Origin of the sequence: Citrobacter sp. Cu096 (genome assembly GCF_030332285.1) — a bacterium.
In the GTDB taxonomy this organism is placed as follows: domain Bacteria; phylum Pseudomonadota; class Gammaproteobacteria; order Enterobacterales; family Enterobacteriaceae; genus Citrobacter; species Citrobacter meridianamericanus.
Window position 1 is genome coordinate 222,417 of the sequence record NZ_JAOWID010000023.1, and the last position, 22,985, is coordinate 245,401.

At 46.8% G+C, this 22,985-nt stretch carries 22 protein-coding genes, 1 tRNA gene and 1 pseudogene; 18 read left to right on the forward strand and 6 right to left on the reverse strand.

Features of this window, described 5'->3' with window-relative positions; genetic code table 11:
- Window positions 1–37: 37 nt before the first annotated feature.
- The 5 genes from OGX99_RS09975 to OGX99_RS09995 all read left to right on the forward strand — a co-directional run bounded on the left by OGX99_RS09975 (window position 38) and on the right by OGX99_RS09995 (window position 6,548).
- A complete protein-coding gene (locus OGX99_RS09975) occupies window positions 38–556 on the forward strand; it encodes a fimbrial protein (protein WP_151217786.1) in 519 nt (172 codons plus the stop codon).
- A 45-nt stretch (window positions 557–601) separates the two neighbouring features.
- Window positions 602–1,279 carry a fimbrial biogenesis chaperone gene (locus OGX99_RS09980; RefSeq protein ID WP_151217785.1) on the forward strand — a complete coding sequence of 226 codons (678 nt, stop codon included), beginning with the start codon at window positions 602–604 and terminating at the stop codon, window positions 1,277–1,279.
- Between the two features lie 11 nt (window positions 1,280–1,290).
- Entirely contained in the window at window positions 1,291–3,792 is a 2,502-nt protein-coding gene (locus OGX99_RS09985; protein WP_286543386.1) for a fimbria/pilus outer membrane usher protein, read from the forward strand.
- Window positions 3,793–3,809: 17 nt separating this feature from the next.
- The gene (locus tag OGX99_RS09990; protein ID WP_151217784.1) at window positions 3,810–4,823 is read left to right on the forward strand and encodes a fimbrial protein; all 1,014 of its coding nucleotides are present in this window, start codon (window positions 3,810–3,812) and stop codon (window positions 4,821–4,823) included.
- Window positions 4,824–5,027: 204 nt separating this feature from the next.
- Window positions 5,028–6,548 carry an EAL domain-containing protein gene (locus tag OGX99_RS09995; RefSeq protein WP_286543388.1) on the forward strand — a complete coding sequence of 507 codons (1,521 nt, stop codon included), beginning with the start codon at window positions 5,028–5,030 and terminating at the stop codon, window positions 6,546–6,548.
- 334 nt (window positions 6,549–6,882) lie between these two features.
- Here OGX99_RS09995 and OGX99_RS10000 read toward each other — a convergent pair whose 3' ends face one another.
- Window positions 6,883–8,334: a metal-dependent hydrolase family protein gene (locus OGX99_RS10000; protein WP_151217782.1), complete on the reverse strand. Its 1,452-nt coding sequence runs from the start codon at window positions 8,332–8,334 to the stop codon at window positions 6,883–6,885.
- Window positions 8,335–9,092: 758 nt separating this feature from the next.
- On the opposite strand from OGX99_RS10000, the pseudogene OGX99_RS10005 reads away from it, so the two are divergent.
- The 8 genes and pseudogenes from OGX99_RS10005 to OGX99_RS10040 all read left to right on the forward strand — a co-directional run.
- Window positions 9,093–9,299, forward strand: a pseudogene (locus OGX99_RS10005) (hypothetical protein); the annotation flags it as partial.
- A 340-nt stretch (window positions 9,300–9,639) separates the two neighbouring features.
- Window positions 9,640–11,073 carry a tyrosine-type recombinase/integrase gene (locus tag OGX99_RS10010; RefSeq protein ID WP_286543391.1) on the forward strand — a complete coding sequence of 478 codons (1,434 nt, stop codon included), beginning with the start codon at window positions 9,640–9,642 and terminating at the stop codon, window positions 11,071–11,073.
- On the forward strand, window positions 11,060–11,743 hold the full coding sequence (locus tag OGX99_RS10015; protein ID WP_286543394.1) for a hypothetical protein: 684 nt from the start codon (window positions 11,060–11,062) through the stop codon (window positions 11,741–11,743). Before OGX99_RS10010 ends, OGX99_RS10015 begins: the two co-directional genes overlap by 14 nt.
- Window positions 11,744–11,884: 141 nt before the next feature.
- A complete protein-coding gene (locus OGX99_RS10020) occupies window positions 11,885–12,091 on the forward strand; it encodes a helix-turn-helix domain-containing protein (RefSeq protein ID WP_001685168.1) in 207 nt (68 codons plus the stop codon).
- A 691-nt stretch (window positions 12,092–12,782) separates the two neighbouring features.
- Window positions 12,783–13,055 carry a host cell division inhibitor Icd-like protein gene (locus OGX99_RS10025; RefSeq protein ID WP_286543397.1) on the forward strand — a complete coding sequence of 91 codons (273 nt, stop codon included), beginning with the start codon at window positions 12,783–12,785 and terminating at the stop codon, window positions 13,053–13,055.
- Window positions 13,048–13,272 carry a hypothetical protein gene (locus OGX99_RS10030; protein WP_024153894.1) on the forward strand — a complete coding sequence of 75 codons (225 nt, stop codon included), beginning with the start codon at window positions 13,048–13,050 and terminating at the stop codon, window positions 13,270–13,272. Before OGX99_RS10025 ends, OGX99_RS10030 begins: the two co-directional genes overlap by 8 nt.
- Entirely contained in the window at window positions 13,269–13,637 is a 369-nt protein-coding gene (locus tag OGX99_RS10035) for a hypothetical protein (RefSeq protein ID WP_087776627.1), read from the forward strand. Before OGX99_RS10030 ends, OGX99_RS10035 begins: the two co-directional genes overlap by 4 nt.
- On the forward strand, window positions 13,634–15,016 hold the full coding sequence (locus OGX99_RS10040; protein ID WP_286543403.1) for a helicase RepA family protein: 1,383 nt from the start codon (window positions 13,634–13,636) through the stop codon (window positions 15,014–15,016). The genes OGX99_RS10035 and OGX99_RS10040 overlap by 4 nt, the downstream gene beginning before the upstream one ends.
- 209 nt (window positions 15,017–15,225) lie before the next feature.
- On the opposite strand, the gene OGX99_RS10045 is transcribed toward OGX99_RS10040, so the two are convergent.
- A complete protein-coding gene (locus tag OGX99_RS10045) occupies window positions 15,226–15,822 on the reverse strand; it encodes a hypothetical protein (protein ID WP_286543409.1) in 597 nt (198 codons plus the stop codon).
- Window positions 15,823–15,996: 174 nt separating this feature from the next.
- On the opposite strand from OGX99_RS10045, the gene OGX99_RS10050 reads away from it, so the two are divergent.
- The 4 genes from OGX99_RS10050 to OGX99_RS10060 all read left to right on the forward strand — a co-directional run bounded on the left by OGX99_RS10050 (window position 15,997) and on the right by OGX99_RS10060 (window position 19,085).
- On the forward strand, window positions 15,997–16,191 hold the full coding sequence (locus OGX99_RS10050) for a hypothetical protein (protein WP_044067013.1): 195 nt from the start codon (window positions 15,997–15,999) through the stop codon (window positions 16,189–16,191).
- Window positions 16,188–18,101 (forward strand): ClpP-like prohead protease/major capsid protein fusion protein, encoded by a 1,914-nt coding sequence (locus OGX99_RS10055; RefSeq protein WP_286543491.1) that lies wholly within the window; start codon window positions 16,188–16,190, stop codon window positions 18,099–18,101. Before OGX99_RS10050 ends, OGX99_RS10055 begins: the two co-directional genes overlap by 4 nt.
- Before the next feature lie 215 nt (window positions 18,102–18,316).
- Window positions 18,317–18,505, forward strand: coding sequence for a DUF1441 family protein (locus tag OGX99_RS23790; protein WP_353655337.1), 189 nt, complete (start codon window positions 18,317–18,319; stop codon window positions 18,503–18,505).
- Window positions 18,492–19,085 carry a tail assembly protein gene (locus OGX99_RS10060; RefSeq protein WP_286543414.1) on the forward strand — a complete coding sequence of 198 codons (594 nt, stop codon included), beginning with the start codon at window positions 18,492–18,494 and terminating at the stop codon, window positions 19,083–19,085. Before OGX99_RS23790 ends, OGX99_RS10060 begins: the two co-directional genes overlap by 14 nt.
- Before the next feature lie 68 nt (window positions 19,086–19,153).
- On the opposite strand, the gene OGX99_RS10065 is transcribed toward OGX99_RS10060, so the two are convergent.
- The 3 genes from OGX99_RS10065 to OGX99_RS10075 form a co-directional block, all read right to left on the reverse strand.
- A complete protein-coding gene (locus OGX99_RS10065; RefSeq protein WP_286543416.1) occupies window positions 19,154–19,942 on the reverse strand; it encodes a hypothetical protein in 789 nt (262 codons plus the stop codon).
- 90 nt (window positions 19,943–20,032) lie between these two features.
- Window positions 20,033–20,179: a hypothetical protein gene (locus tag OGX99_RS10070; protein WP_286543419.1), complete on the reverse strand. Its 147-nt coding sequence runs from the start codon at window positions 20,177–20,179 to the stop codon at window positions 20,033–20,035.
- Window positions 20,180–20,367: 188 nt separating this feature from the next.
- Window positions 20,368–20,443 (reverse strand) — tRNA-Ile (locus OGX99_RS10075).
- A 125-nt stretch (window positions 20,444–20,568) separates the two neighbouring features.
- On the opposite strand from OGX99_RS10075, the gene mug reads away from it, so the two are divergent.
- Window positions 20,569–21,075, forward strand: a complete 507-nt coding sequence (mug, locus tag OGX99_RS10080) for a G/U mismatch-specific DNA glycosylase (RefSeq protein ID WP_187259032.1) — start codon at window positions 20,569–20,571, stop codon at window positions 21,073–21,075.
- A gap of 45 nt (window positions 21,076–21,120) precedes the next feature.
- On the opposite strand, the gene rpoD is transcribed toward mug, so the two are convergent.
- A complete protein-coding gene (rpoD, locus tag OGX99_RS10085) occupies window positions 21,121–22,965 on the reverse strand; it encodes an RNA polymerase sigma factor RpoD (RefSeq protein ID WP_151217760.1) in 1,845 nt (614 codons plus the stop codon).
- Window positions 22,966–22,985: the final 20 nt, after the last annotated feature.

The following is a 22,985-nucleotide window of genomic DNA, read 5'->3' on the forward strand; positions in this document are numbered from 1 at the left end:
TATTTTTTCAATTTAACTAACCATATGGAATTTATATATGAAAAAGATTGCACTGATTTCTGCTCTTGTGTCTCTATCCATTTCTCAGGTTGCAAATGCTGCTGATGGGGTAATTAACTTTACCGGTAATATCACGGGTACGGCATGCGTGGTTGATGCAACATCTATCGCTCAACCAGTTGAGCTCGGCACAATTTCAACCGCAGCCTTTGCCGGAGGTAATAGCACTACGGCAGCGGCGAAACGTTTTAACATTGTGCTGAAATCCTGCCCGGCCAGTATTTCGAGCGCCAGCATTCGCTTTGATGGCACGACCAACACCGCTAATCCTTCCATTCTGGCGCTGACCAACGGGCAAACTGCAACTAACGTTGGGGTAGCCATCTATGAGCAGGACAGTACGACGCTGATTCCGGTTGGTTCTCCCTCAGCAAGGGTGAATCTGTTGGAAGATGTTAATAACACACTGACTTACTTTGCTAAATATATGGCAACGGGAGTTGTTGGTGCTGGAACCGCAAACTCTTCGACATCATTTACCGTGACTTACCAGTAAAAGTAGGGCCATTTGTGGCCCTTGTTATTCTCTCAGGATTTCTTCATGTTACAGGAAATATTTAAAAAAATCGCCGTGAGTTTATTACTTATCTCTACGGCGGCAATTAGTGGTGTGGAAATAGGTGGCACGCGACTTGTTTATAATAGTGGCGATAGTCAATCAGCAATCAGCGTGAGAAACCCGGACAATACACCATATCTAATTCAGTCATGGGTAAGTAACAATGAAAATAGTGACGATGGTGACAGTCCATTTATTACCACGCCGCCTTTATTTAAACTAAATCCCAATACCCAGAATTCGGTTCGCGTCATGTTAATTGGTAATTCTGTGCCTCAGGATCGGGAAAGCATATATTGGCTAAATATTAAATCAATACCGTCATCATCGGCGGATGCTAAAAACGAGTTGCTGATAGCAGTAAAAAGCAAAATGAAGGTTTTTTATCGCCCTGCGGGCCTAAAAGGAGATCCTTCACTGGCATATCAACAGCTAACTTTTTCAGTCGCTGATGGGAAACTGAATGTGCATAATCCGTCACCTTATAGTGTGTCGCTTTATGATGTAAAAGTGAATGGAAAAGAATTATCTAAACCTCCAATGGTTTTACCATTTCAAACCTTATCGCTATCTCAGTCGGCGTTAACTGGTGGTGAAATATCATGGCGTGCGATCAATGATTTCGGAGGCATCACGGCTGAGCATACATTTAATTTTTAGGTTTATCATCCATGTCTCAGGTCAATGTGGTGTCAGGTTTTGCGAAATTAACCAAGTTATCTTTACTCGTTTTTTTATGTTTACGCGTTCAAACAGGGTTGGCTGAGGATTATTTTTCACCAGACTTTATTGAAACTCACGGGAATATCCCACGAGACATTGATATCTCCCGTTTTAGCAAAACCAACGGGCAGGTTCCCGGAATCTACCATGTAGAAATTTATCTTAATGGTAGCTATGTGGAAACACGCGATATCTCATTCATCTGGAATGAAAGTGCCTTATCACCGACTCTGAAACGGGAGGATTTTTCGCGCTGGGGGGTTAAACCCAACGCACAGCCCGGCTGGATGGATATGGATGAACTGGCGACGATCAACAATATCAGCGAGCTCCTGCCGGGGAGTCTAATCCATTTTCAGTTCGATGGCATGCGGCTTGAAATCTCGGTTCCGCAGGAATATCTGCGGCGAGATCCTCAGGGTTCCGTATCGCCGGAGCAATGGGATGACGGGTTGAATATGCTGTTTGTAAATTACAACTTTTCAGCTGCGAATAACCGTGGCGATGCCGAATCGCACAACGACAGTTATTTAAATCTGCGTAGCGGTATCAATGCAGGTCCCTGGCGGCTGCGAAATTATTCAACTTATAACAACAGCAATGGAATAAGCCGCTGGAACACAATTAGCACCTCGCTTGAGCGGGATATTAAGGTGCTGAAAAGCCAATTTAGCGCTGGCGATGGTTATACCCAGGCAGGGGTCTTCGACAGCGTGAATTTCCGTGGTGTGCAGCTTTATTCAGATGACTCTATGCTGCCGGAAAGCGTCCGCGGTTTTGCACCTGTGGTTCGCGGTATCGCGCAGAGCAACGCTCAGGTGACCATACGTCAGGGCGGGAATATTATCTGGCAGTCATATGTTCCCCCGGGACCTTTTATGATCGACGATCTTTATCCCACCGCCGCCAGCGGCGACCTCGACGTCTCGATTCGTGAAGCGGACGGCTCAGTGCATCAGTTTATCCAGCCATTTTCTGCGGTACCGGTGATGCAGCGCGAAGGTCAATTCAAGTATGCGCTGGCAGCGGGGAAATATCGCGCGGCAAGCTACCAGGATAAGGAACCGATATTCCTGCAAAGCACCTTAGGCTATGGCTTGCCTTGGGATACAACGGTGTATGGCGGGATGATCGTTTCTGAAGATTACTGGTCCGGCGCATTAGGTATAGGTAAGGGGTTTGGGGATATTGGTTCGTTCTCTTTTGACACCACATTTTCTCGTTCGCAGCTACCTGAAAAGACACAAAATGGTGTGTCGTTACGCGCGCAGTATGCCAAAGATTTCGCCACGACGGGAACGTCTTTGAATTTGACCGGATATCGTTATTCTTCATCGGGCTTTCGCGATTTTCAGGAAGCAAACGGCGATGTGAATCCGTTTCGTATTACAAGCGATGAGATGCAGCTTGATGACAATTGGCGCTATCAGCGAAATAAACGCAGTAAGGCCCAGATAACACTGAATCAACGGCTTAGCGACTGGGGCAACCTGAATCTCTCAGCCTGGCAGCAGGATTACTGGGGAGGCGATAGCGAGCGTAGCGTTAACGTGGGATACAACACCAGCGTTAACAATATTAATTACGGCCTGAACTACAGCTACTCAAAGGGGCCATGGCGCAACGACAATGATCATATCGTCGCTTTTACGATGCAGATCCCGCTATCACGTTTTTTGCCAAACAGCTGGATGACCGTTACTGCTAACGGCAATAAAAAAGGCGATAGCGTTTCACAGATGGGATTATCCGGTACTGCGCTGGAAGATAACAAACTGAGCTGGAACGTGCAGCAAGGCTATAACAGTAAAGGTTCCGACACGATGGGTAGCGCTTCCGCCAATTATAAAGGCAACCACGGGGAATATCAGCTGGGCTACAGCTATTCCCGTGATAACCGCCAGTTTTCCGTTGGCGCGATGGGCGGGCTAGTGGCTCATCCATATGGCATCGCCGCGACTCAGCCTCTTGGCGAGACCCTGGCGCTGGTGAAAGCAGATAACGCTGCCGGAGTGAAAGTGGCAAACAATAGTGGTATTTACACCGACAGTAAAGGTTTTGCGGTGGTGCCGTACGTTACACCATATCGACAGAACAGCCTGTCGCTTGATACCGCCACGCTGAATAACAATACCGATGTGCTCAATGATACGCGAACGGTAGTACCAACAAAAGGTGCTTTGGCCCTGGCAGATTATCCTACTGTAACGGGTTACAAAGTTTTGCTGCAATTGACTGGAAGTGAAATCCCGTTCGGGGCGACGGCCATTATTAAAAATCGCAATAACGTGGCGAACGGCATTGTGGACGATCATAAACGGGTCTGGCTAAACGGCGCACCAGAAAAAGGTACCGTTGAGGTTCGCTGGGCTGGCGAAAGCTGCCGTGCGACTTATCAGATAACACAGCTCTCTGACAAAACGCACAACGTTAATGCGCTATGTCATTGAACCGGAGTGAAAGAAAAATGAAACTTATATTAAATATCCTGATTTGCGCTGCGCTGGGGATGTTTTCTCGTACGGTCCTTGCTTGGGATTGCACAACAACAACACCGTCAACTACTGTCTCACCACAGAATATTACGATTTCGCGCAATCTTCCCGTAGGTGCGGTTATCGGGACACAGCTTGTGACACCGACGATCAACTCGTTTAGTTGTTTCAATTCGGATCAGGGTTTGATCTCTAGTCAGGTTTTCGGCGTCATGGCGAACGGCACATTTGATTCGATGGTGAACGGCCGGCGAGTGTATAAAACCAATGTCGACGGTATTGGTTATTCCATCTCGGGTTCCACGACAATATGTGCTGGCGGCAGCGCCTCAGTCACCGGAAGTAATACTATTCGGGGCGATGTCAATACCGCTAAGCTCTGTGAGAACACCAGTGGAATGGTCAACCCGACATTGAGTGGCACCGTGACAGTAACGTTTTATAAAACGGCAACGGAAACGGGGTCCGGAACGATAACCGCAAGAACGGTAGGTGCACTGGTTTTGCTGAATAACGCGTTGCTGTGGCAATCACCTCAAGCGAATGTCAGTATCAATGCGTTCACGGTGACTACCCCTGCCTGTAATTTAACCACGACATCAATACCTGTTGATATGAAAGAGGTAGATAAAAAGGCATTTAGCGGCAAAGGATCCACGCCCGGCGATACCTACACACAATCGTTCATCCTGCCGATGACCTGCAATGCCGGAACAAAAGTTAGCGTGAAAATGGAAGGGAGTATTTTTGATGCTAGCAGAGGAGTAATCAATACTGCCGGTGGCAATAACGCAGCGACTGGCGTGGGGATTCAGCTGCTTTATAACAATTTGCCGATGGCGTTGGGTTCCGATATCTCCGTTGGAACTTCCTCAACTGGCGGTAGTTTCAGCGTGCCGCTCAAGGCGCGCTATTATCAGACCGGGGATACGATCACTACAGGCACCGCTAACGGCGTGCTGTCATTTACCATGACGTATCAATAGCGATATTAACGCCAGAGGAAAGTTGGTACCTCATGCTAACCCTGTCGAAAATTCGCCTAAGATAAGCAGTGGCTTATTATTACTTACGTCTTTGCCTACAGATTTAATTGTCCTATGACAATTACAGATAGCGGGATGTTGTTCATTACTTATTAAATAAATTTATTTACGACTTCCATTTTGAATGAAATCATCTGGAGCCATATGCGTTACCGCAATAGCATTATTATTAGTATAACTCTTTTTTTTCTCCTCTGTGCCGGAGGCACAAGTTTTCTTTTTCACCAATTAATAACAAATCAAAAAAAACTGACCCAGAACTATCTCCAGGCTATTATTAGTAAACTGGACAGTATTATAAGCAATGCAAGCATTGCGGGTCATCGTGCGACAGACCTGCTTAATGGTCAATGTGGCAATAAAGTACAGACTGAAATACGTAAGCTGGTGGCTACACTGCCAGATGTAACAACCATCAATTTACTACAGGGGAAAAACCTTTATTGTTCTTCAGTTTTTGGCGGTGTGAGTTTTACATCAGATGCACATTTCTTCCCCGCTAAATCATTATTTTTAATGAGCGATAGCTCCGTCAATCCTTCTAAATCACTGCTGGTCTATCATGTGTCTCGTGGAGAAAAAAGTGTTATGGTAGGCGTAGATAATTATTACATTCAAAATGAATTAAAAAAATATCACGGGAGTTATTCTTACATCATGACGGTGGATGATGTTTCGCTTGATGCCACTGGAAATATTTTCAAAAATCAGTTGTCTGATGGACAGGACACGTATTCCTCGACGCAATTTAAATATAGTGTCAGTGCGTTACCTTTGGCACCGCTTAGTTTACTAACTTTCTGGCAGAGTGAACATGACAGGATTTTACTTATTTTTATAATTTCCGGGGGGCTCTCGATATTATTTTTAAAATACCTTATTCATCGTCAATCGATGTTCTTTATGTTACGAGAAGCGATCGATAATAACCAGCTAGAGCCTTTCATCCAACCGATTGTAGAGGCTCGTAGCGGCAATATTGTTGCAGGTGAGATTTTGATGAGGTGGCAGCACCCGAAATGGGGCAATATTTCGCCGGATCGGTTTATTCCTCTGGCTGAGAAAAATGGTTTGGTAAGCCGCATCACCGAATTGGGCATCCAATCGGTAATCCGAAGCTTTGAATTGTTGGATTTGAAATCGCTTCCATTAACGACGCTATTTTTCAACGTCTCGGCTGCGGATTTTGGGGACAATAGCTTGTTAAATGCCTGTCAGTCGTTCAGGGATAAAACGGCGAACACGGCATTACATATTGGTTTGGAGATTACCGAAAGAGTCGCCGTTGAGGATTCCGCGTTTGTCAGAGAGGTTTGTCAGCAACTTGATATGCTGGGGGTGACACTCTCAGCAGATGATTTTGGTACTGGCCACTGCAATTATAAGCTGTTAATGCAACTTCGTCCGCGCTACATCAAAATCGATAAACATTTTACCCAAGAAATTGAAACTGACGAGGGCAAAGAAGCCATCGTCCGTAATATTATCGCTATTGCTAAAGACAGGGGGTGCCTGACCATTGCGGAAGGTGTGGAAAGCGCCTCGCAGCGTGAGAAATTGGTCGCGATGGGGGTCAGCTTTTTACAAGGTTACTTCTTTTCGAGGCCTATTGAAGCTGCAGTTTTCTTTGAGATGTTGCAGCATTCCAGCGCTTTTGTTGAATAAATAAGATTCCGTGTGAATATACGTGCTCGCAATAATTGATATTATAATTGTTATCTGTACATTTTCATGATATATCCTGTATTCATCAAAATATAGATGAAAGTGAACTTAACGATACAATAAATGATATTGGAGTCGAAATGCCACTTCACCATAGTAGTTATATTGATAATAGTAAATTACCTTACTTTTTGAGTTAATGCTCAACCACATTCAGATGATTCGTAAAAATTTCGCGTTGCAATATTAAAGAATGTCGGCGTACAAACAGAAACACAACCTGAAGGGAACGCCGACAACACTAAAAGAGCCATCTTTTGTAGTTTGTACCTTTTTACAAGGTGTTCTTGTAAATAACGCCATCCTTCATAATAAGTCTGAAAGCCTCCCCTGGGTTGGCAATTAGCTGAATATCGGTCAGCGGGTCACCATCAACAAGGATCAGGTCCGCCAGCGCATCTTCTTCAATTACACCTAGTTTGTGTGGGTATGGATTTCTTGGTCCCGACATTGCGCACAGTTCGGCATTGGTACTGGTGGCCATCTTCAGGATTTCAACGGGTTTATACCAGCGTGTAAGTTTGGCGAGTTGCGCCCCCTGACGTGTTGCCAGATGAGCATCAAAGAGAGTATCAGTTCCCCATGCGGTTTTTATCTTATATTGCTTTGCCAGTTGATAGGCTGTGTCGGTACCTGCACACATAACCAGTTGTTTAGCTCGCGACGAGGGCGTCGCCATAGTGACCGCATCTTCATCATCAAGAAAGGGTTGCAGGCACCACCAGATGTGCTTCTCTGCCATCAGTTTTACCGTATCTTCATCAACCATTTGCCCGTGTTCAATACATTTCACTCCACCACTTATCGCCATTGTGACTGCCCGGGACGTATAAGCATGAACGGTTACGTAGGTACCCCAGTTTTCTGCAGCGGTAACGGCAGCCGCTATTTCCGGGACAGACCCTTCAGTCACATCAATACCATCGTACTGTGATGCAACCCCACCACCCGCCATTAATTTTACCTGCGAGGCACCGCGCATAAGCTGCTCTCTGGCACGTAGCAGGACCTGATCCTGACCATCAGCAATAGCAGTAATCCCGACGCGCTCGCTGTAACTTAATGCTTCATTTGGTGCTCGAGGAATATCGCTCAACATTCGAAAATCACCATGCCCACCACTCTGGCTAATAAATGCCCCAGAAGGATAAATACGGGGCCCAATTGCAATCTGTTCGTCAATTGCTCGTTTGAGTCCAAATACCGGGCCGCCCATGTCGCGCACTGTGGTAAACCCGCGTAGCAGCGTGGCTTTTGCTTCAGCGATAGCCAGGGCCTGGATATAGTTAAAATCTGCCGTCATGGCAGTCATCATTGAAGGGCGAGCCATAATAGCGTGCCAGTGTGCATCAATAAGGCCTGGCATTAACACGCCATTATTTCCGTTGATGGTTTCTATGCCTGGAGGGAGAGGTAATCTTGCCGGGACGACCGCTTTGATTTTATTTCCTTCAACGATGATATTAAGCCCGGTACGCAGTGAATCAGAAATACCATCAAACAGGCGTATGTTCGTAAACGCGACAACTCCGGGTGAGGTGGGTTCCGCATCATGAAGGTAACCATCGTTTATAGAAAGTGCTTCTTTAACTGTCTGCGCTGAAACCGGTGGGGCCTGGCGAGCCTCACGTGTCAGGATGGTATTTATTCGGATGAATGCCGGGCTGTGACACAGACAGGCTTCATCATGCATAGGCTCTGTCTTAAGCAAGCGTTTGAGTGCCATGAACTGAATCTCTCGGTAAAGGTAGGGGAATATGGTTTTATAATCTTCGTGTTAAAAAAAACAGTCAAGTAGGTGTAATTGAATACAATATAAAAATCTAACGAAGGTGTTTTATTTGCTTTTAAAATTTAAAAAATTAATGCTTTTACAATTAAAATGGTTTAATTGCTAATTAATCGGCAGGCTGGATATTCTGAATGAAATTTTTATGCGATTTATTTGAGCTGCGTCTATGTTATTAAAAGATGACATTGACAATTCTTATGAGGGAGAATGATTGTCGTATTAAGAAAGCGAGATGTCGATGAGTGCTTTATTACTGGCGTTTTAATTGCATCTTTATTCCTGGTTTTGTGGTGATTGTTAAAAGTGGAGACACATTTCTTGTATGCCCATACATTTTTCAGTGGATGATTGTGATATCTGTATTGTTATTTTTGAGATTAGATATTATTGTTGATAATTATGTTTTTTTCGCTATGGTGGAAATATATTACCATTTATGACAGGGGTTATATCCAGTAAAGTTCCGTCTGATGGGAGTAGTGAAAATGATGATATTTATGCGTCGGTCTTTTTTGCTGCATCGTTGAAAAGAATACGTTCCCTGTTGTTGGGTATTTCTGTACACCTGTCGCAGGTGAGAGCAATAAACGAGATCATCGTTTTTGTATATCATACTGTTGTGACAGAGGTTAACGCTAATCTGCATGCATTTGTTGAAGTGGCGAATGGCCAGAATCGCCTGGCGGGACGGAGTTAGTTCACATATTGATACCGGGATTACCCAAGCCGATAAGTACTAACTGGTTCGTTTCGCTCACAGAGGGTCTGGTTGGCAGGAGCAATCACCTTATCTTCGCACGGTCGATATCCTGTGGGCACGACAAGCAACGGGCTTGCTGCGACGAAGTCGCGATACGCTGCATTGTAATATTGCGACCGGAATTAATGGCTTACATTAATATCTGGGGATGTTGCAGAGAGATGAAGACGGCAGGGACGCTAATTCATTACCTGACCAAAATTCGACCCAAAGAAAAAGGACTTAGATAATCACTTATCTAAGTCCTTGATATTTGGTGGCCCCTGCTGGACTTGAACCAGCGACCAAGCGATTATGAGTTAAAGTGTAATCCCTTACCTGAAAATACTTATATATGGTTTTCAATAACTTAACTGAAACAAAAATACTGTATAAATAACCAGAAATACTCTAAAATACTCCTTTGCGGTATCCTATAGGTATCCTAGAGCAAAACAAGCGATTTGCAGGATACCCCGATCGCTTGGTGTGGAGTGTTTGTGGAAACATTCAAATTTACTAAAACTAAGCTCGAAAGCCTCCCACCAGCCGAACGTGGACAGGTTGAGTACGGCGATACGATCGTTAATGGCCTGCGCATCCGTATTGGCACCAGTGGTGTGAAAAGCTTCTGTATCTCTCGTAAGAGAAATGGAAAATTCATCCGCGCCACGCTGGGCCGTTTCCCGGATCTTACAGTTGATAATGCCAGGGCAAAGGCACTCGAAATGTTGGGCGACGTAGCGCTCACCGGGAGAAATCCTAATGTGGAAAAGCGTGTCAATGAGAAGGCATCTGTCACGCTTGCCGATGCGCTGGATGCCTATATTAAAAACCGTGGCCACCGCCTGAAACCCACAACCGAAAAGCAATATCGCGCTATCTTGCAAAATTACTCCGGCGACTGGATGAAACAGTCCCTCACTACCATTTCGCGTGAACGTGTTGAACATAGGCATAAAGCGGTGACTGATGGCTCTGTCTGGTTTGGCGCTGATAAAGAAACGCTCAGAGCAGGGGTAGGAACCGGTAGTAAAGCCCAGGCAGACCTGTGGGCCAGAGCACTCCGCGCCGTTTATCGTTTTGCACATGATCATTATCGTGACGAAGAAGGGATAACGCTGTTACCTGACCCGCCAACACTGGTGCTGAGCACAAAACGTCAGTGGCATGGCACGGTCAGAAAGACTGAGCGCATCCGCACCCATGATTTTGCTCGTTGGTTAAATGCCGTCGCTGTGGTTCGTGATAAGGCCGAAGAAGGACGGGACGATGTAGCGGCTGCAATATGCGACGCTGTAGAAATGTCGATGTTCACCGGGCTTCGGAAATCTGAAATATTCGAGCTAACATGGGATCGGGTGAATATTGGCGGTCGTTATTTCTGGATAGATACTACCAAGAACGGCGATCCGCTTGAGTTGCCAATCACTGAAACTCTGCTGAGTCTGTTTCGGCGCCGGCTGAAAATGAAAACCGGAAACGAGGTTTTAGTGTTTCCTGGCGCTAAAGGAATCATTAAAGAATATCGCCATATTATTGATCGAATCAGTGCCGCCACCGTCCCTGCTCCTAATCCTGATATGCTCCAGCCAATCCCATTCAAATGGCACGATGCCCGTCGTACGTTCGGTACAGTTGCCGAGCTGGTGGGCGTCGGTAGTTATATCCTCAAACGGCTAATGAACCACCGAACGATGAGGAGTGCCGATGTTACGCAGGGTTATCTTCATTTTGGCGCTGATGAACTGCTTGAGCCTGCAACCCAAATAGAACGGGCTGTTCTTGAATATGCGGGATTAGTGGAAAGTAAAAGAGGGATTGATGCTCAGTTACTGTCCATTATGGATAATTTAAGTGATGAAGAGAAACGTAAACTTTTATTTGAACTACTGAATTCTAACAATACTGGGGGCGTTAATGTCGGGAATTAGGGCTGAATTTTCTATTAGTGATGAAGATTATAATGATCTCGATGCTTTGGTTGATAGGATTAGAAGTGGAGTATCGTCATTATTCCAAGAAAGAAGTATGTGTGAAATGTTAGGTATAGATTTTGATAAATCAGCTAATGGCCTAGATCCTGCGACAAAACTTTCTCTTCTAAATTATATTAATGAGCTGAAATTTGGTTCTCAATTTGAAAATGAAACTGTTTATCCTGGTGATCCTGTGTTGTTACAGACTGAGGAATCAAGTGAACTAATTAAAGCTTCATGCATATTTGAAGTGCTTGGTTTTGAGCAATTGGCTAAAAACATGCGCCGTTTTTATTCAGAAATTCTGATTGAAACAATGATGAAAGAAGTCAGAGAAGAGGCTAAAGCTAAAAAAATTATAAGCGCTGATAGAAGCAAGGCTAAAAAAGGGAAGACTAATAGGCATCAATCTGTAGCCTTAGAAATTGCCACTCGAACGTGGGAGAAATATCCAAATGCAAGCTTGGCGGGCTTATCTCAGGAAATATACACACACCTTCGAATTAAATGGAATGATGTTCCTGTCGTCGGAACTATCGAGAAGTGGCTGAAGGAGTCAGGGCGAAATCCTGATGTGAAACCTAAAAATAGAGCATTCAAAATCGTTACCACAGAGGGGGAGTAAATCCCGATAAACACCCCCTTAACTCGATACCTCCATAGTGAACCAGATATAGCAATGTGTATCTGGTTCTACTGTCTGCCTAAGTATATTTATCAATAATAGAGTAGCGCCGTTGTTAACTGATAATACACGGTGATACTTATGCATTTATCTAATTCCTGCCATAAAGAAAAATATACTCGCAGTGAAGCTGCTGCTGAACTTGGTGTAACCACTCAGACCTTAGCTAATTGGGCTCACACTGGCCGGGTAAAAATTCCATTTCATAAAGTTGGCCGCAAAGTCATTTATCTAAAGTCCGATCTTGATACCTTTCTGGCGTCAACTCGCAGAACGCAGACGGCATAGGGGGCGGGATATGGCACAAAAAACAAAGGCGACCATGCCGGGCCGCCAGTGTAGTACCGAAAACAAACAACAGAACCAGCATACCAGGCTTGCCGCTGGTGGTCAAAGCATGAGCACAGTGCATTTTTGCATTCTGGGAACCGCGCCAACGGCGCAGTTAGCGCTGAATCACCAGATTTCGGGAGCGACAATCTTAAAGATAGTTGGTTGTGTTCTCAGAGTAGGGGGTACTGCATTGCAGCATACCCAATACTTCCCCCAATGGGGGGAGTGTGAGCCGGTAGCGGGTACACTGATTTTGCACACCTCGTTTAGAGTTGCACAAATGCAACTCGGTACATCTCCCCAACTCTGGGGAAACTTAGATGCTTGGTATCAGCCTTTTGGCTCGATGCCGCGTGATTGTAGCTCTTTCCGCAAAACTCGCTTTATCCAAGTGGCAAGAGAAGAGTCTCCGTCTTTTTTCATTTCAGCTTCAAGTTGTGCGCGTAACTCATGCTGGAGACGGATCTGGTACTGGTCAGTTTTGGTTTTAGTGCTTGACATTGTAATTACAAAATCCATATTATCGGCTGGTGGTTGTAATTACAACGTAACCAAAATGGTTTTGCAACTGCTAAATATGACGAAGCCCTGTAGTGCTCGAACACTGACAGGGCCTCTTACCAAACCGTTAATTGGAGTAACAGTTATGGCTGATAAACAGCATACCCAAACTCACCCAAAATTTACATGGCTCTTTCTGGCAACCCCTAAGAGCCATCCAGAATGTTCGCCGGTAGTTCTGCGTTTTGATACTGATACTGAAGATAATGCCCGCGCTGCTTTCCCGGGCTGGGAAATGGTATTCGCCGCTAAAATTCGGGCAGAAGCACCATGCCGGGTCGCGTTCTTTGATTACAACACCCGCCGCGGTTGGGCTTTTGATAGCGCCTCAGATAGGGAGGTGGTGGGCCATGATTAATACATACCGCACTAAAAGTGATCTTCTGACATTGGCTCAAGAGGTCGCCGCGCTTCTGTCATGCGCTTCTTATTTGGCAACGATCAGAGGGGATGAAGAGCGTCTCCATGTAATGAGTTTAACTGGCCTTGCTTACCGCCTTGCTGATGAACTGGCAAATGAATTGGATATCTCGAATCTCGACCAGATTAAGTCTTGCAAGGATGGCGGCCAATGATCAGTAACGTAAAATTTAACGATCTGGAAAAGCGCCTCGATTTGCTGGTGGAGAAGGTACTGAACCTCGAGCTGCAGATCAAATCACTCACAGATAGCCAGGGTGGCGAAATCCCCCCGGGTATGAGTCCGGTTACTACGCTGGCGGCGGAGTTTGGCATTTCAACCAAGAAAGCCGAAGAACTGGCGAAAAACACGGGGGTAATGCTGGTACGGTTAAAATCAGGCGGGTTTGTGGCTCCTGATGAGAAGTTCAGAGAGGCGGCGCGGTTGGTGCTGCGTAGTGCAAAACGAAAATACGGATCGGCGTACTGGTATCACCCGTTGATAGGTAAATTTCAGATGAGCGGAGGGATCCCAAAATGACGGTACAACTGACAGCCGTAGAAACCGTATCTGATGCTCTCTTTACCTGCTCTTATTTGTGGGCGCATGGCAAACAGTACAGTCGTAGCGATTTGGATAAAGCACTCCACCAGCATAAGGATCCCACCACCCGTTACGGAAAGCTGGTGGCTCGCCTCAATCAGATATCGGCTATGCCTTATGAGGAATTGTGTGAAGCCGGTTATCTCGATACAGACCGTAAGCAAATGACAGTTGCGCGGCGTTCGGTGCTGGTGGAGGAGATCGGCGAAGAGGAAATGAATGCCTGGCTTTCTGATGTGCAGCGTATTCACCGCGTATTTCCTGATGCGGTCGCAAAGTTCAGGACAAAGCTACCGCTCTCCCGTGGTTCAGAGGGCTTTGATGTTCGTCAGGACTATATCCTCAAACACTTTTTGCCAGCGCAGTCACTGTGCAGCATTTATGGCCCCAGTGGTTCATATAAGAGTTTTCTCGCTGTTTCGTGGGCCTGTCATATTGCCGCCGGGAAATCGTGGGCGGGTAAGAAGGTTACGCCCGGCGCGGTGCTTTATGTGGTTGGTGAAGGTGGCGTGGGTGTTCCCCGTCGTATACGTGCGTGGGAACAGGTACACGGTAAGCAGGCAGAAAACTTGTGGCTGGTTAACCGTCCAGTGTTTCCTGTGCGTGAGTCAGAGGTTACGGAAGTCCTCCTTGCAGCCAGGCAGATAGAAGCCGAGTGTGGAGTCCCAGTTCGCATGGTGGTGATCGATACGCTGGCCCGTTGCTTTGGCGGTAATGACGAGAACGACGCCCGCGATATGGGGGCGTTTATTGAGGGCTGCGATGTTATCAAACAGAAAACGGGCGCAACGGTACTGGTCGTTCACCACTCTGGCAAGGATGAAGCGAAAGGTGCTCGCGGATCCAGTTCTTTCCGGGCAGCGCTTGATACTGAGTTTAACGTTAAGCGTGAAGGGGATGGAAAGGCGCTTATTCTGACCTGTACCAAGATGAAAGACGCCGAGGAACCGGAACGTAAAGCATATGACCTGAGAACGGCAGAGCTATACACAGATGAAGACGGTGAGCTTTTGTGCTCTCTGGTGGTACATGATGAACCGAGGGAAGCAAAAGAGATTGCTCCCGAATTGGCTAGCGTGTCGCGGCTAAGCGATAACCATACAGCATTATGGCAGGCCATCAGAAGCAGAACGGCACGGGGGGATGTATGCACCAGGACGGTTATTCGTGATGATCTAAAAGCTATGGGCCTAGATGCCAGTAAGCATTTTTCTCGATGGCTACAAAAGCTAGTTGAGTCTGGTCTCGTGAATCTTGATGGCGAGCAGATCCATATTCAAAACCTGCGGGAAGTGGGCGAGCAAGTGGGGAGATAGCGGGGACGGTGGGGAGGTGGACCTAAATTCCCCACATTCCCACTGTATACACAGGGGAAGTGGGGGAATTTGTCATAAGCCCGCGTCATTACTGGTTCTTAAGGCAATTCTTGCAAATTGTGAGTGAGGAGCAAGTGGGGAGTGCTAAAGTGGGGAATAAGTGGGAGGCATGAATAACAGATTACCGTGAATCATGCCTATCCTTGGTTTCAGGAAAGTACGCCCGCTTTATTCAGCATTCTTGTTGTACTTTTTAAATCTATTTTGAGGTCCTCATGCAGTTTCTTAAGCACTTCCGCATAGGCAACTAATGATTGATAATAGGCAGCAGCCTGAGTTCTATGAACTTCCAATTGCGTTTCTGCCGATACTAAACACCAGTGCTCGTATTTTTGAACAATATCATTATTTAGTCTGTAAGAGTCCATTAGACCTTTAGCTAATGTATATGTTTTTATAATTCCTTTTCGGAGATCATGATCTTTTATTCTTCCAATCAGAAAACTATTTCCATGATAAACAGTAAAAAAATCACTAATTATAGGATAGTAAAAATTTAAAGGCATTCCTTTATCAAGGGATTCGATTCTACTACCCATTGTTTCTTGATATCTGTCATAAATAGTTTCTAATTCATCATATATTGCCTGCAAAAGACTTTTTATTATTGCTGCTTCATTTTCTTCTGCGATTCTTTTCTGATTTTCATGTGCTCTTTGAGTTGCTATTAGTGAGTATGTACCTGCAATTAACCCACCAATTATTGCCCCAAAAATTGTAATAAAAAAAGTAAACAGATTTGTCAAGATATCCTCCTCTTTAGGTAACACGATTTTCCGCTGGTTTTTAGTGGTCTTTAAGCAATGTAACTGTACCTATGGATTCTCATAAATCTGTTTTTCTGGTTAAAATTATTTTACTTACCACTTTTATTGATCAATGATTGCTCATGTACCATCAATCACGATAAGGGTAATAAGATGGCAGAACGGAACAATAAGCAGCACGATAAAGGCGGTACGGTCCATATCGATGCTGAAACCATGAAGAAGATCGAAGAGTACCAGGCATTCATCCGCAAGAATCACCCGGAAATGCCTGTACCCACTAAAGGCCAGATTGTGCGTAGCAGTGTGAACTACTGGCATCACCATACGCTGGGGGCATGGCTATGAAAGGCTGGTACACCATTAAAGCATCCAATGACGCCACCAGCGCCAATATCAGTATTTACGAAGAGATCGGCGGCTGGGGTATCACTGCTCAGCAATTCTCTGAGGATCTGAAAGCCCTGGGCGATATTTCCCATATCAGCCTTCACATTCACTCACCCGGCGGTGACGTATTCGACGGGATCGCTATCTACAACCTCCTGAATAAGCACCCGGCAAAAGTCACAGTGCATATCGATGGCCTGGCCGCTTCTATGGCGTCAGTTATAGCGATGGCTGGCGACCGCATCGTTATGCCAGAAAATGCGCTCATGATGATCCACAAGCCGTGGGGCATATCTGGCGGTAATGCCAATGATATGCGCGACTATGCCGAGTTACTGGACAAGGTGGAAAGCGTTCTTATCCCGGCTTATGCCCGCAAAACGGGTAAGTCTGCCGAAGTGCTGGGGGCCATGCTGGAGAGTGAGACCTGGATGGATGGGCGTGAATGTGTGGCGCAGGGCTTCGCAGATGAGCTGTTGCCGGCGGTCAGCGCAATGGTCTGTATTGAATCGAAACGAATTGAGGATTTTGAGCATATGCCGAAAGATATTAAAGGGATGATTACTAACCCTAAAGGCTCTACCAGCAGCGCAGTACCTGAACAGAATCGTATTAACGGGATTAAAGACCTGTTTGCGATGTTTGGCGGTAAGCATGATTCATTGAAGATGCAGTGCCTGGAGGATGTGGGCTGTACGCCGGAAAAAGCGAAAGACATGCTTCTGGCGGCGCTGGGCAAAAACACTACTCCGTCAGATAAAACCATCCATGAGCACATTTACGCGGGTAACGGCAACATCACCGGTGATGGTATTCGCCAGGGGCTATATGCCCGCTTAGGCCATGAACGCGCCGAACGCGGTAATCCTTATGCCATGATGAGCCTTTTTGAAATGGCCCAGGCCTCGCTGGTGGATCGCGGGATCAGCATTAGTGCTTTTGGTAGCCGCTCGCAGATTGTGAACCTGGCATTTACACACAGTAGCAGTGATTTCTCTCATATCCTGGCTGGTGGCGCTGAAAAGTCGGTGCTGACAGGATGGCAGAACAGCGGTGAGACATTCCAGCAGTGGACTAAAACCGGCTCTCTATCCAACTTCCATGAAGCCAAGCGGGTTGGTCTGAATGGTTTCTCTGATCTGGATAAAGTACCGGAAGGGGCAGAATATAAATATGTCACAACCAGTGACAGCGGCGTACCTATCGCCCTGGCTACGTATGGCAATATTTTCTCGATTACCCGGCAGGCCATCATCAATGACGATCTGAGCCAGTTGACGACTATTCCCCAGGCAATGGGCCGCGCTGCGGCGCGTACCGTAGGGAATCTGGTCTATCTAAACCTGACAGCGAACAGTAAGTTCACCGATGGTAAAGCGCTGTTCCACGCCGACCATAAAAACCTCATCGCTAAAGGGATGGATACAGACGGACTCAATGAGGCCCGTAAGGTTATGCGCCTGCAGGAGGATGCAAACGGCGACCCGATCAATGTCATCCCGGCCTATATCCTTGTTCCCGCTGCTCTGGAAGGGGCAGCCAATCGCGCGGTGCTCTCATCTTCCTCTCTGTTCCCGGTGGACCAGGACGGCACACTGAACCAGAACCCCGGCATTATTAACGTGGTTAAAGATATGGCTCAGGTTGTTGTTGAACCGCGGCTGGATAAGGCGGACAACAAGCAGTGGTATGTTGCAGCGGCGCAGGGCACAGACACCATCGAGGTGGCTTACCTTGACGGTATGGACGTGCCGTATCTGGAACAGCAGGAGGGCTTCACCGTTGATGGTATCGCATGGAAGGTGCGCATTGATGCAGGTGTGGCCGCGCTGGATTACCGCGGTCTGGTCAAGTCGAGTGGGGCATAAGAGCAGAGGGGCGGCCACGGCTGCCCATTTCTCGCGGGTCCTCCTGGCGGGCCGGCCTTCCACGGGGCGGCGTACGCGCGGAAAACGGCTCGTTTTTGAGTTCTATGGTCATCATCATCATGTGCTAACTGTATGATTTTACAGCCATGAAAATGATGAAATATAGAAAAGATGATGGATTGTGTGTTTTTTGTTCATCCTCTTTGGGAGGAATGATGAAACAAATACGGTTAACGATTACCGAACTGGCGGATGTTACGGGGATACACAGGCAGACAGTTTCAAAGCGTCTGCGGGATATTCCACCCGCTCAGGGCAGTAGCTGTAAGAGAAAACTATACGACCTGAAATCAGCCTTATCGGCGATCTATTCCACAAGGGGAAGCCAGAATGCAGAGCACTGAGGTAATGACGACGATTAAACTGAGCGGTTCATTAGCAAAAATTTTTGGAAGGGAACATAAGCGCCTGATCACTACGACGCATGAAGCTATCCGGGCTTTGTGTGCAACGCTGCCCGGATTCGAGAGGTATCTGAATACGAGTAAATCACGCGGGCTGACATTCAGTATTTTTCGTGGGAAACAGAATATTGGGGAGGACGACCTTGCGTTTCCTGCTGGTGGCCGGGAAATCCGCATTGTTCCAGTTATTATGGGTAGTAAAAGGTCGGGGATACTGCAAACGATCTTGGGTGCTGCGCTGGTTGCAGTGTCTATATGGATGCCGGGGGTGAGCATAGCAGCCAGTAACATGATGTTCGCTGCAGGTGCATCGATGGCGCTGGGCGGTATTGCTCAAATGCTATCCCCGCAACCCGGTGGGCTGGCGAGTAAGCAGGATGCGGATAACAAAGCATCCTATGCGTTCGGTGGCGTAACGAACACAACCGCCCAGGGTAACCCCGTTCCGCTGGGTTATGGAAAACGCCGTATCGGTGGCGCCATCATTTCGGCGGGGATCTACGTCGAAGATAAAATGTGATCAATTAACTAATTGAGTAAATCATATGGTCCTATTTAGACCATATGATCTTATTCGGAGGCAATAGCTCAGAAAACTGTTTTCGTTATCTTATCAACTCCGATTATGAACTCGGATACTTCTTCTTTTGTTGGTTCTCTTTCTTTACCATGATCACAGAGATTGCGTATATCGCCTAAATGTTGAATGAATCTCCATGCTGGGGTATCAATAATATCATTATCTTTTAATAGTTGATTAAATTCAGCTATAGAAGGGTGTGCTTTTCTTGACTTTAATGTGTGTAGAGAACAGACATGTGCCAAATGCTTTTCCAGAACCACACCAGTAACAGCACCCGCAGCGCGAATAAATCCTTTTTTATTCAGCTCTTTGGCGGTTTCCAACTCAGAGTCAAAAATGTCTGCTTGAACAATGTCTTTTATATCGAATAAGGTACTATTGAAGCGCTCTTTTGCTGATGATAGTATCTTATATTGAATTTCCATTTTCCTAATTGCATCTTTACGGCTGCGAATAATTTTTCCCATGCCATTAGTTTGCTGCAGACCTACCAGATAGTCGCTTACAGAATAGTTCATGTATGTGACATCTTTTCTCTTTGGGTCGCCTTTGTAAATTGTTTCGAATTCAGCTAAGCGCTCAGGAATTATCTGTGAAATTACTCGATAGGCCTTCGTATACCAATTTTGATATTCGTCGCGAAAATTAACAAATATCCAACCAGCATCTTGAATGTTCTTTATGGCGTTCTCATTAAGTTGTTCACATTCTTTAGCCATGGAGAAATAAAGCTGGTGGCCCATGATATCTAAATCAGTTAGTTCTTTTTTGAGTTTTTCAAATTGTGTAGCCATCGCACTCCCTCTGCATAAAGTAGACACTGGTTAACTTGAAAAGATAGGAAGGGGTGGCCTAACTTTCGTTAGGCCGGGCTTGTTACGCTATCATCTACGCAGCATTAAAACTAGAGCAATGCTTACAGGAATAACAAGATAGGCGTGAAGCCCGACACTTGCCAGAGCCAAGATAAGACCACTCATAGCACAGATACGTTTTGACAGCAGGTCTGAGCCCTTTTCGACAGTATCCATAAAAATACTCCTGAAGGTTGCCTATGAGGGGCACTCAAACCCGTAGCACTTTCTTAAATTGCAGTTGAACGGCTGCTACGACCCAACTGTGGAACACTGAGGAATACTCGGATATACCTGTTTGCGGTATCCTATGGGTATCCTAGAAAAGCAAGAGGACTCGATGGTTGATGTAAGTCCTTGAAAATTGGTGGCCCCTGCTGGACTTGAACCAGCGACCAAGCGATTATGAGTCGCCTGCTCTAACCACTGAGCTAAGGGGCCGTGGCGATGGATTATAAAGTAACTCCGCGTTGCAATCCAGACATAAGCGTACGGATGCTGTTTTTATAAACAATGTATTTTCAGTCCGTTATACTTGTTCCTCTGATGTATTGTTCGGAGTAATTATGGTTAAGGACATACTGGCACCGGGGCTGCGGGTGGTATTTTGTGGCATCAATCCGGGGCTCTCTTCTGCGGGTACAGGATTTCCCTTTGCGCATCCCGCGAATCGCTTCTGGAAAGTCATTCATCAGGCGGGATTTACCGATCGTCAGCTTAAGCCAGAAGAGGCGCAACACCTGCTGGACTTCCGCTGCGGCGTGACGAAATTTGTCGACAGGCCGACGGTGCAAGCAAATGAAGTCAAGCTCCTGGAGATGCGTAACGGCGGTCGTCTGCTCATTGAGAAAATAGAAGAGTATCAGCCCGCCGCACTCGCAATCCTCGGTAAGCAGGCATTTGAGCAGGGCCTTAGCCAGCGTGGGGCACAGTGGGGGAAACAGACGTTGACCATTGGCGCGACGCAAATATGGGTATTGCCGAATCCCAGCGGTTTAAGCCGGATCACGCTGGATAAACTGGTGGAAGCGTATCGGGAAGTGAACGACGCCCTGCTCAGGCGGGGACTATAAAGAAAAACGCCACCTTGCGGTGGCGTTTATGCTTAAGCGGCGAGATTAATCGTCGAGGAAGCTACGCAGTACTTCAGAGCGGCTCGGGTGGCGAAGTTTACGCAGCGCTTTCGCTTCGATCTGACGGATACGTTCGCGGGTAACGTCGAACTGTTTACCGACTTCTTCCAGCGTGTGGTCGGTGTTCATATCGATACCAAAACGCATACGCAGAACTTTCGCTTCACGAGCGGTCAGGCCAGCCAGAACGTCGTGCGTTGCGGCACGCAGGCTCTCGGTAGTCGCAGAGTCCAGCGGCAGCTCGAGGGTGGTATCCTCGATGAAATCACCCAGATGCGAATCTTCATCATCGCCGATCGGCGTTTCCATGGAGATAGGCTCTTTAGCGATCTTCAGCACTTTACGGATCTTGTCTTCCGGCATCAGCATGCGTTCAGCCAGCTCTTCCGGCGTCGGCTCGCGGCCCATCTCTTGCAGCATCTGACGGGAAATACGGTTGAGCTTGTTAATGGTCTCAATCATATGCACCGGGATACGAATGGTACGCGCCTGATCCGCGATAGAACGGGTGATCGCCTGACGGATCCACCAGGTTGCATAGGTGGAGAACTTATAACCACGACGGTATTCAAACTTATCAACCGCTTTCATCAGACCGATGTTGCCTTCCTGAATCAGATCCAGGAACTGCAGACCACGGTTGGTGTATTTCTTGGCGATAGAGATAACCAGACGTAAGTTCGCTTCAACCATCTCTTTTTTCGCACGGCGGGCTTTCGCTTCACCGATGGACATACGACGGTTGATATCTTTAACCTGCTCGATGGTCAGGCCAGTTTCTTCTTCAATCTGCTGCAGTTTCTGCAGGCCGCGCTGAACGTCATCTGCCACATCGTGCAGTTTTTCAGACCACGGCTTGTTCATCGCGATTGCTGCGTTGAACCAGGTTTCGCTGGTTTCATTGCCAGTGAACAGAGTGATGAAGTTTTTCTTCGGCATTTTGCACTGCTCAACGCAGAGCTTCATGATCAGACGTTCCTGAGTACGCACGCGGTCCATCATGACGCGCATGCTGTTTACCAGGTAGTCGAACTGCTTCGGCACCAGGCGGAACTGTTTGAACACTTCAGACAGCTTCTGAATTTCTTCCTGCGCGGCTGCATGGCTGCGGCCTTTCGCTTTGATAGTGTCGCGAGTGATTTCGTACTGAGTACGCAGTTCACCGAATTTTTCACGCGCTAATTCAGGGTCGATGCTGTTGTCATCATCGCTGCTGTCGTCGTCCTCTTCTTCATCTTCGTCTTCATCGTCGTCCATCTCTTCCTGAGAGAGTTCAGAACCGACGTGTGTCGCCGTTGGCGCCATGTCTTCTTCCGCGTTCGGATCGACAAAGCCGGTGATCAGATCGGAAAGACGTGCTTCTTCAGCTTCTACGCGATCGTATTGCTCAAGCAGGTAGGTGATGGCTTCCGGGTATTCGGCAACAGAGCATTGAACCTGGTTAATCCCGTCTTCGATGCGTTTAGCGATGTCGATTTCGCCTTCACGGGTTAACAGTTCAACGGTACCCATTTCACGCATGTACATACGGACCGGGTCCGTTGTACGACCTATTTCAGACTCAACGCTGGACAGAACCTGGGCAGCCGCTTCTTCTGCGTCTTCATCGGTGCTGTTGGAGGTTTCAGCAAGCAGCAGATCATCGGCATCAGGTGCTTCTTCCATCACCTGAATACCCATGTCATTGATCATTTGGATGATGTCTTCGATTTGATCTGAATCGACGATATCTTCCGGCAGATGGTCATTGACCTCGGCATAGGTCAGATAGCCTTGCTCCTTACCACGTTGGACAAGAAGCTTCAGCTGTGACTGCGGGTTTTGCTCCATAAGACGGTATCCACACTTAA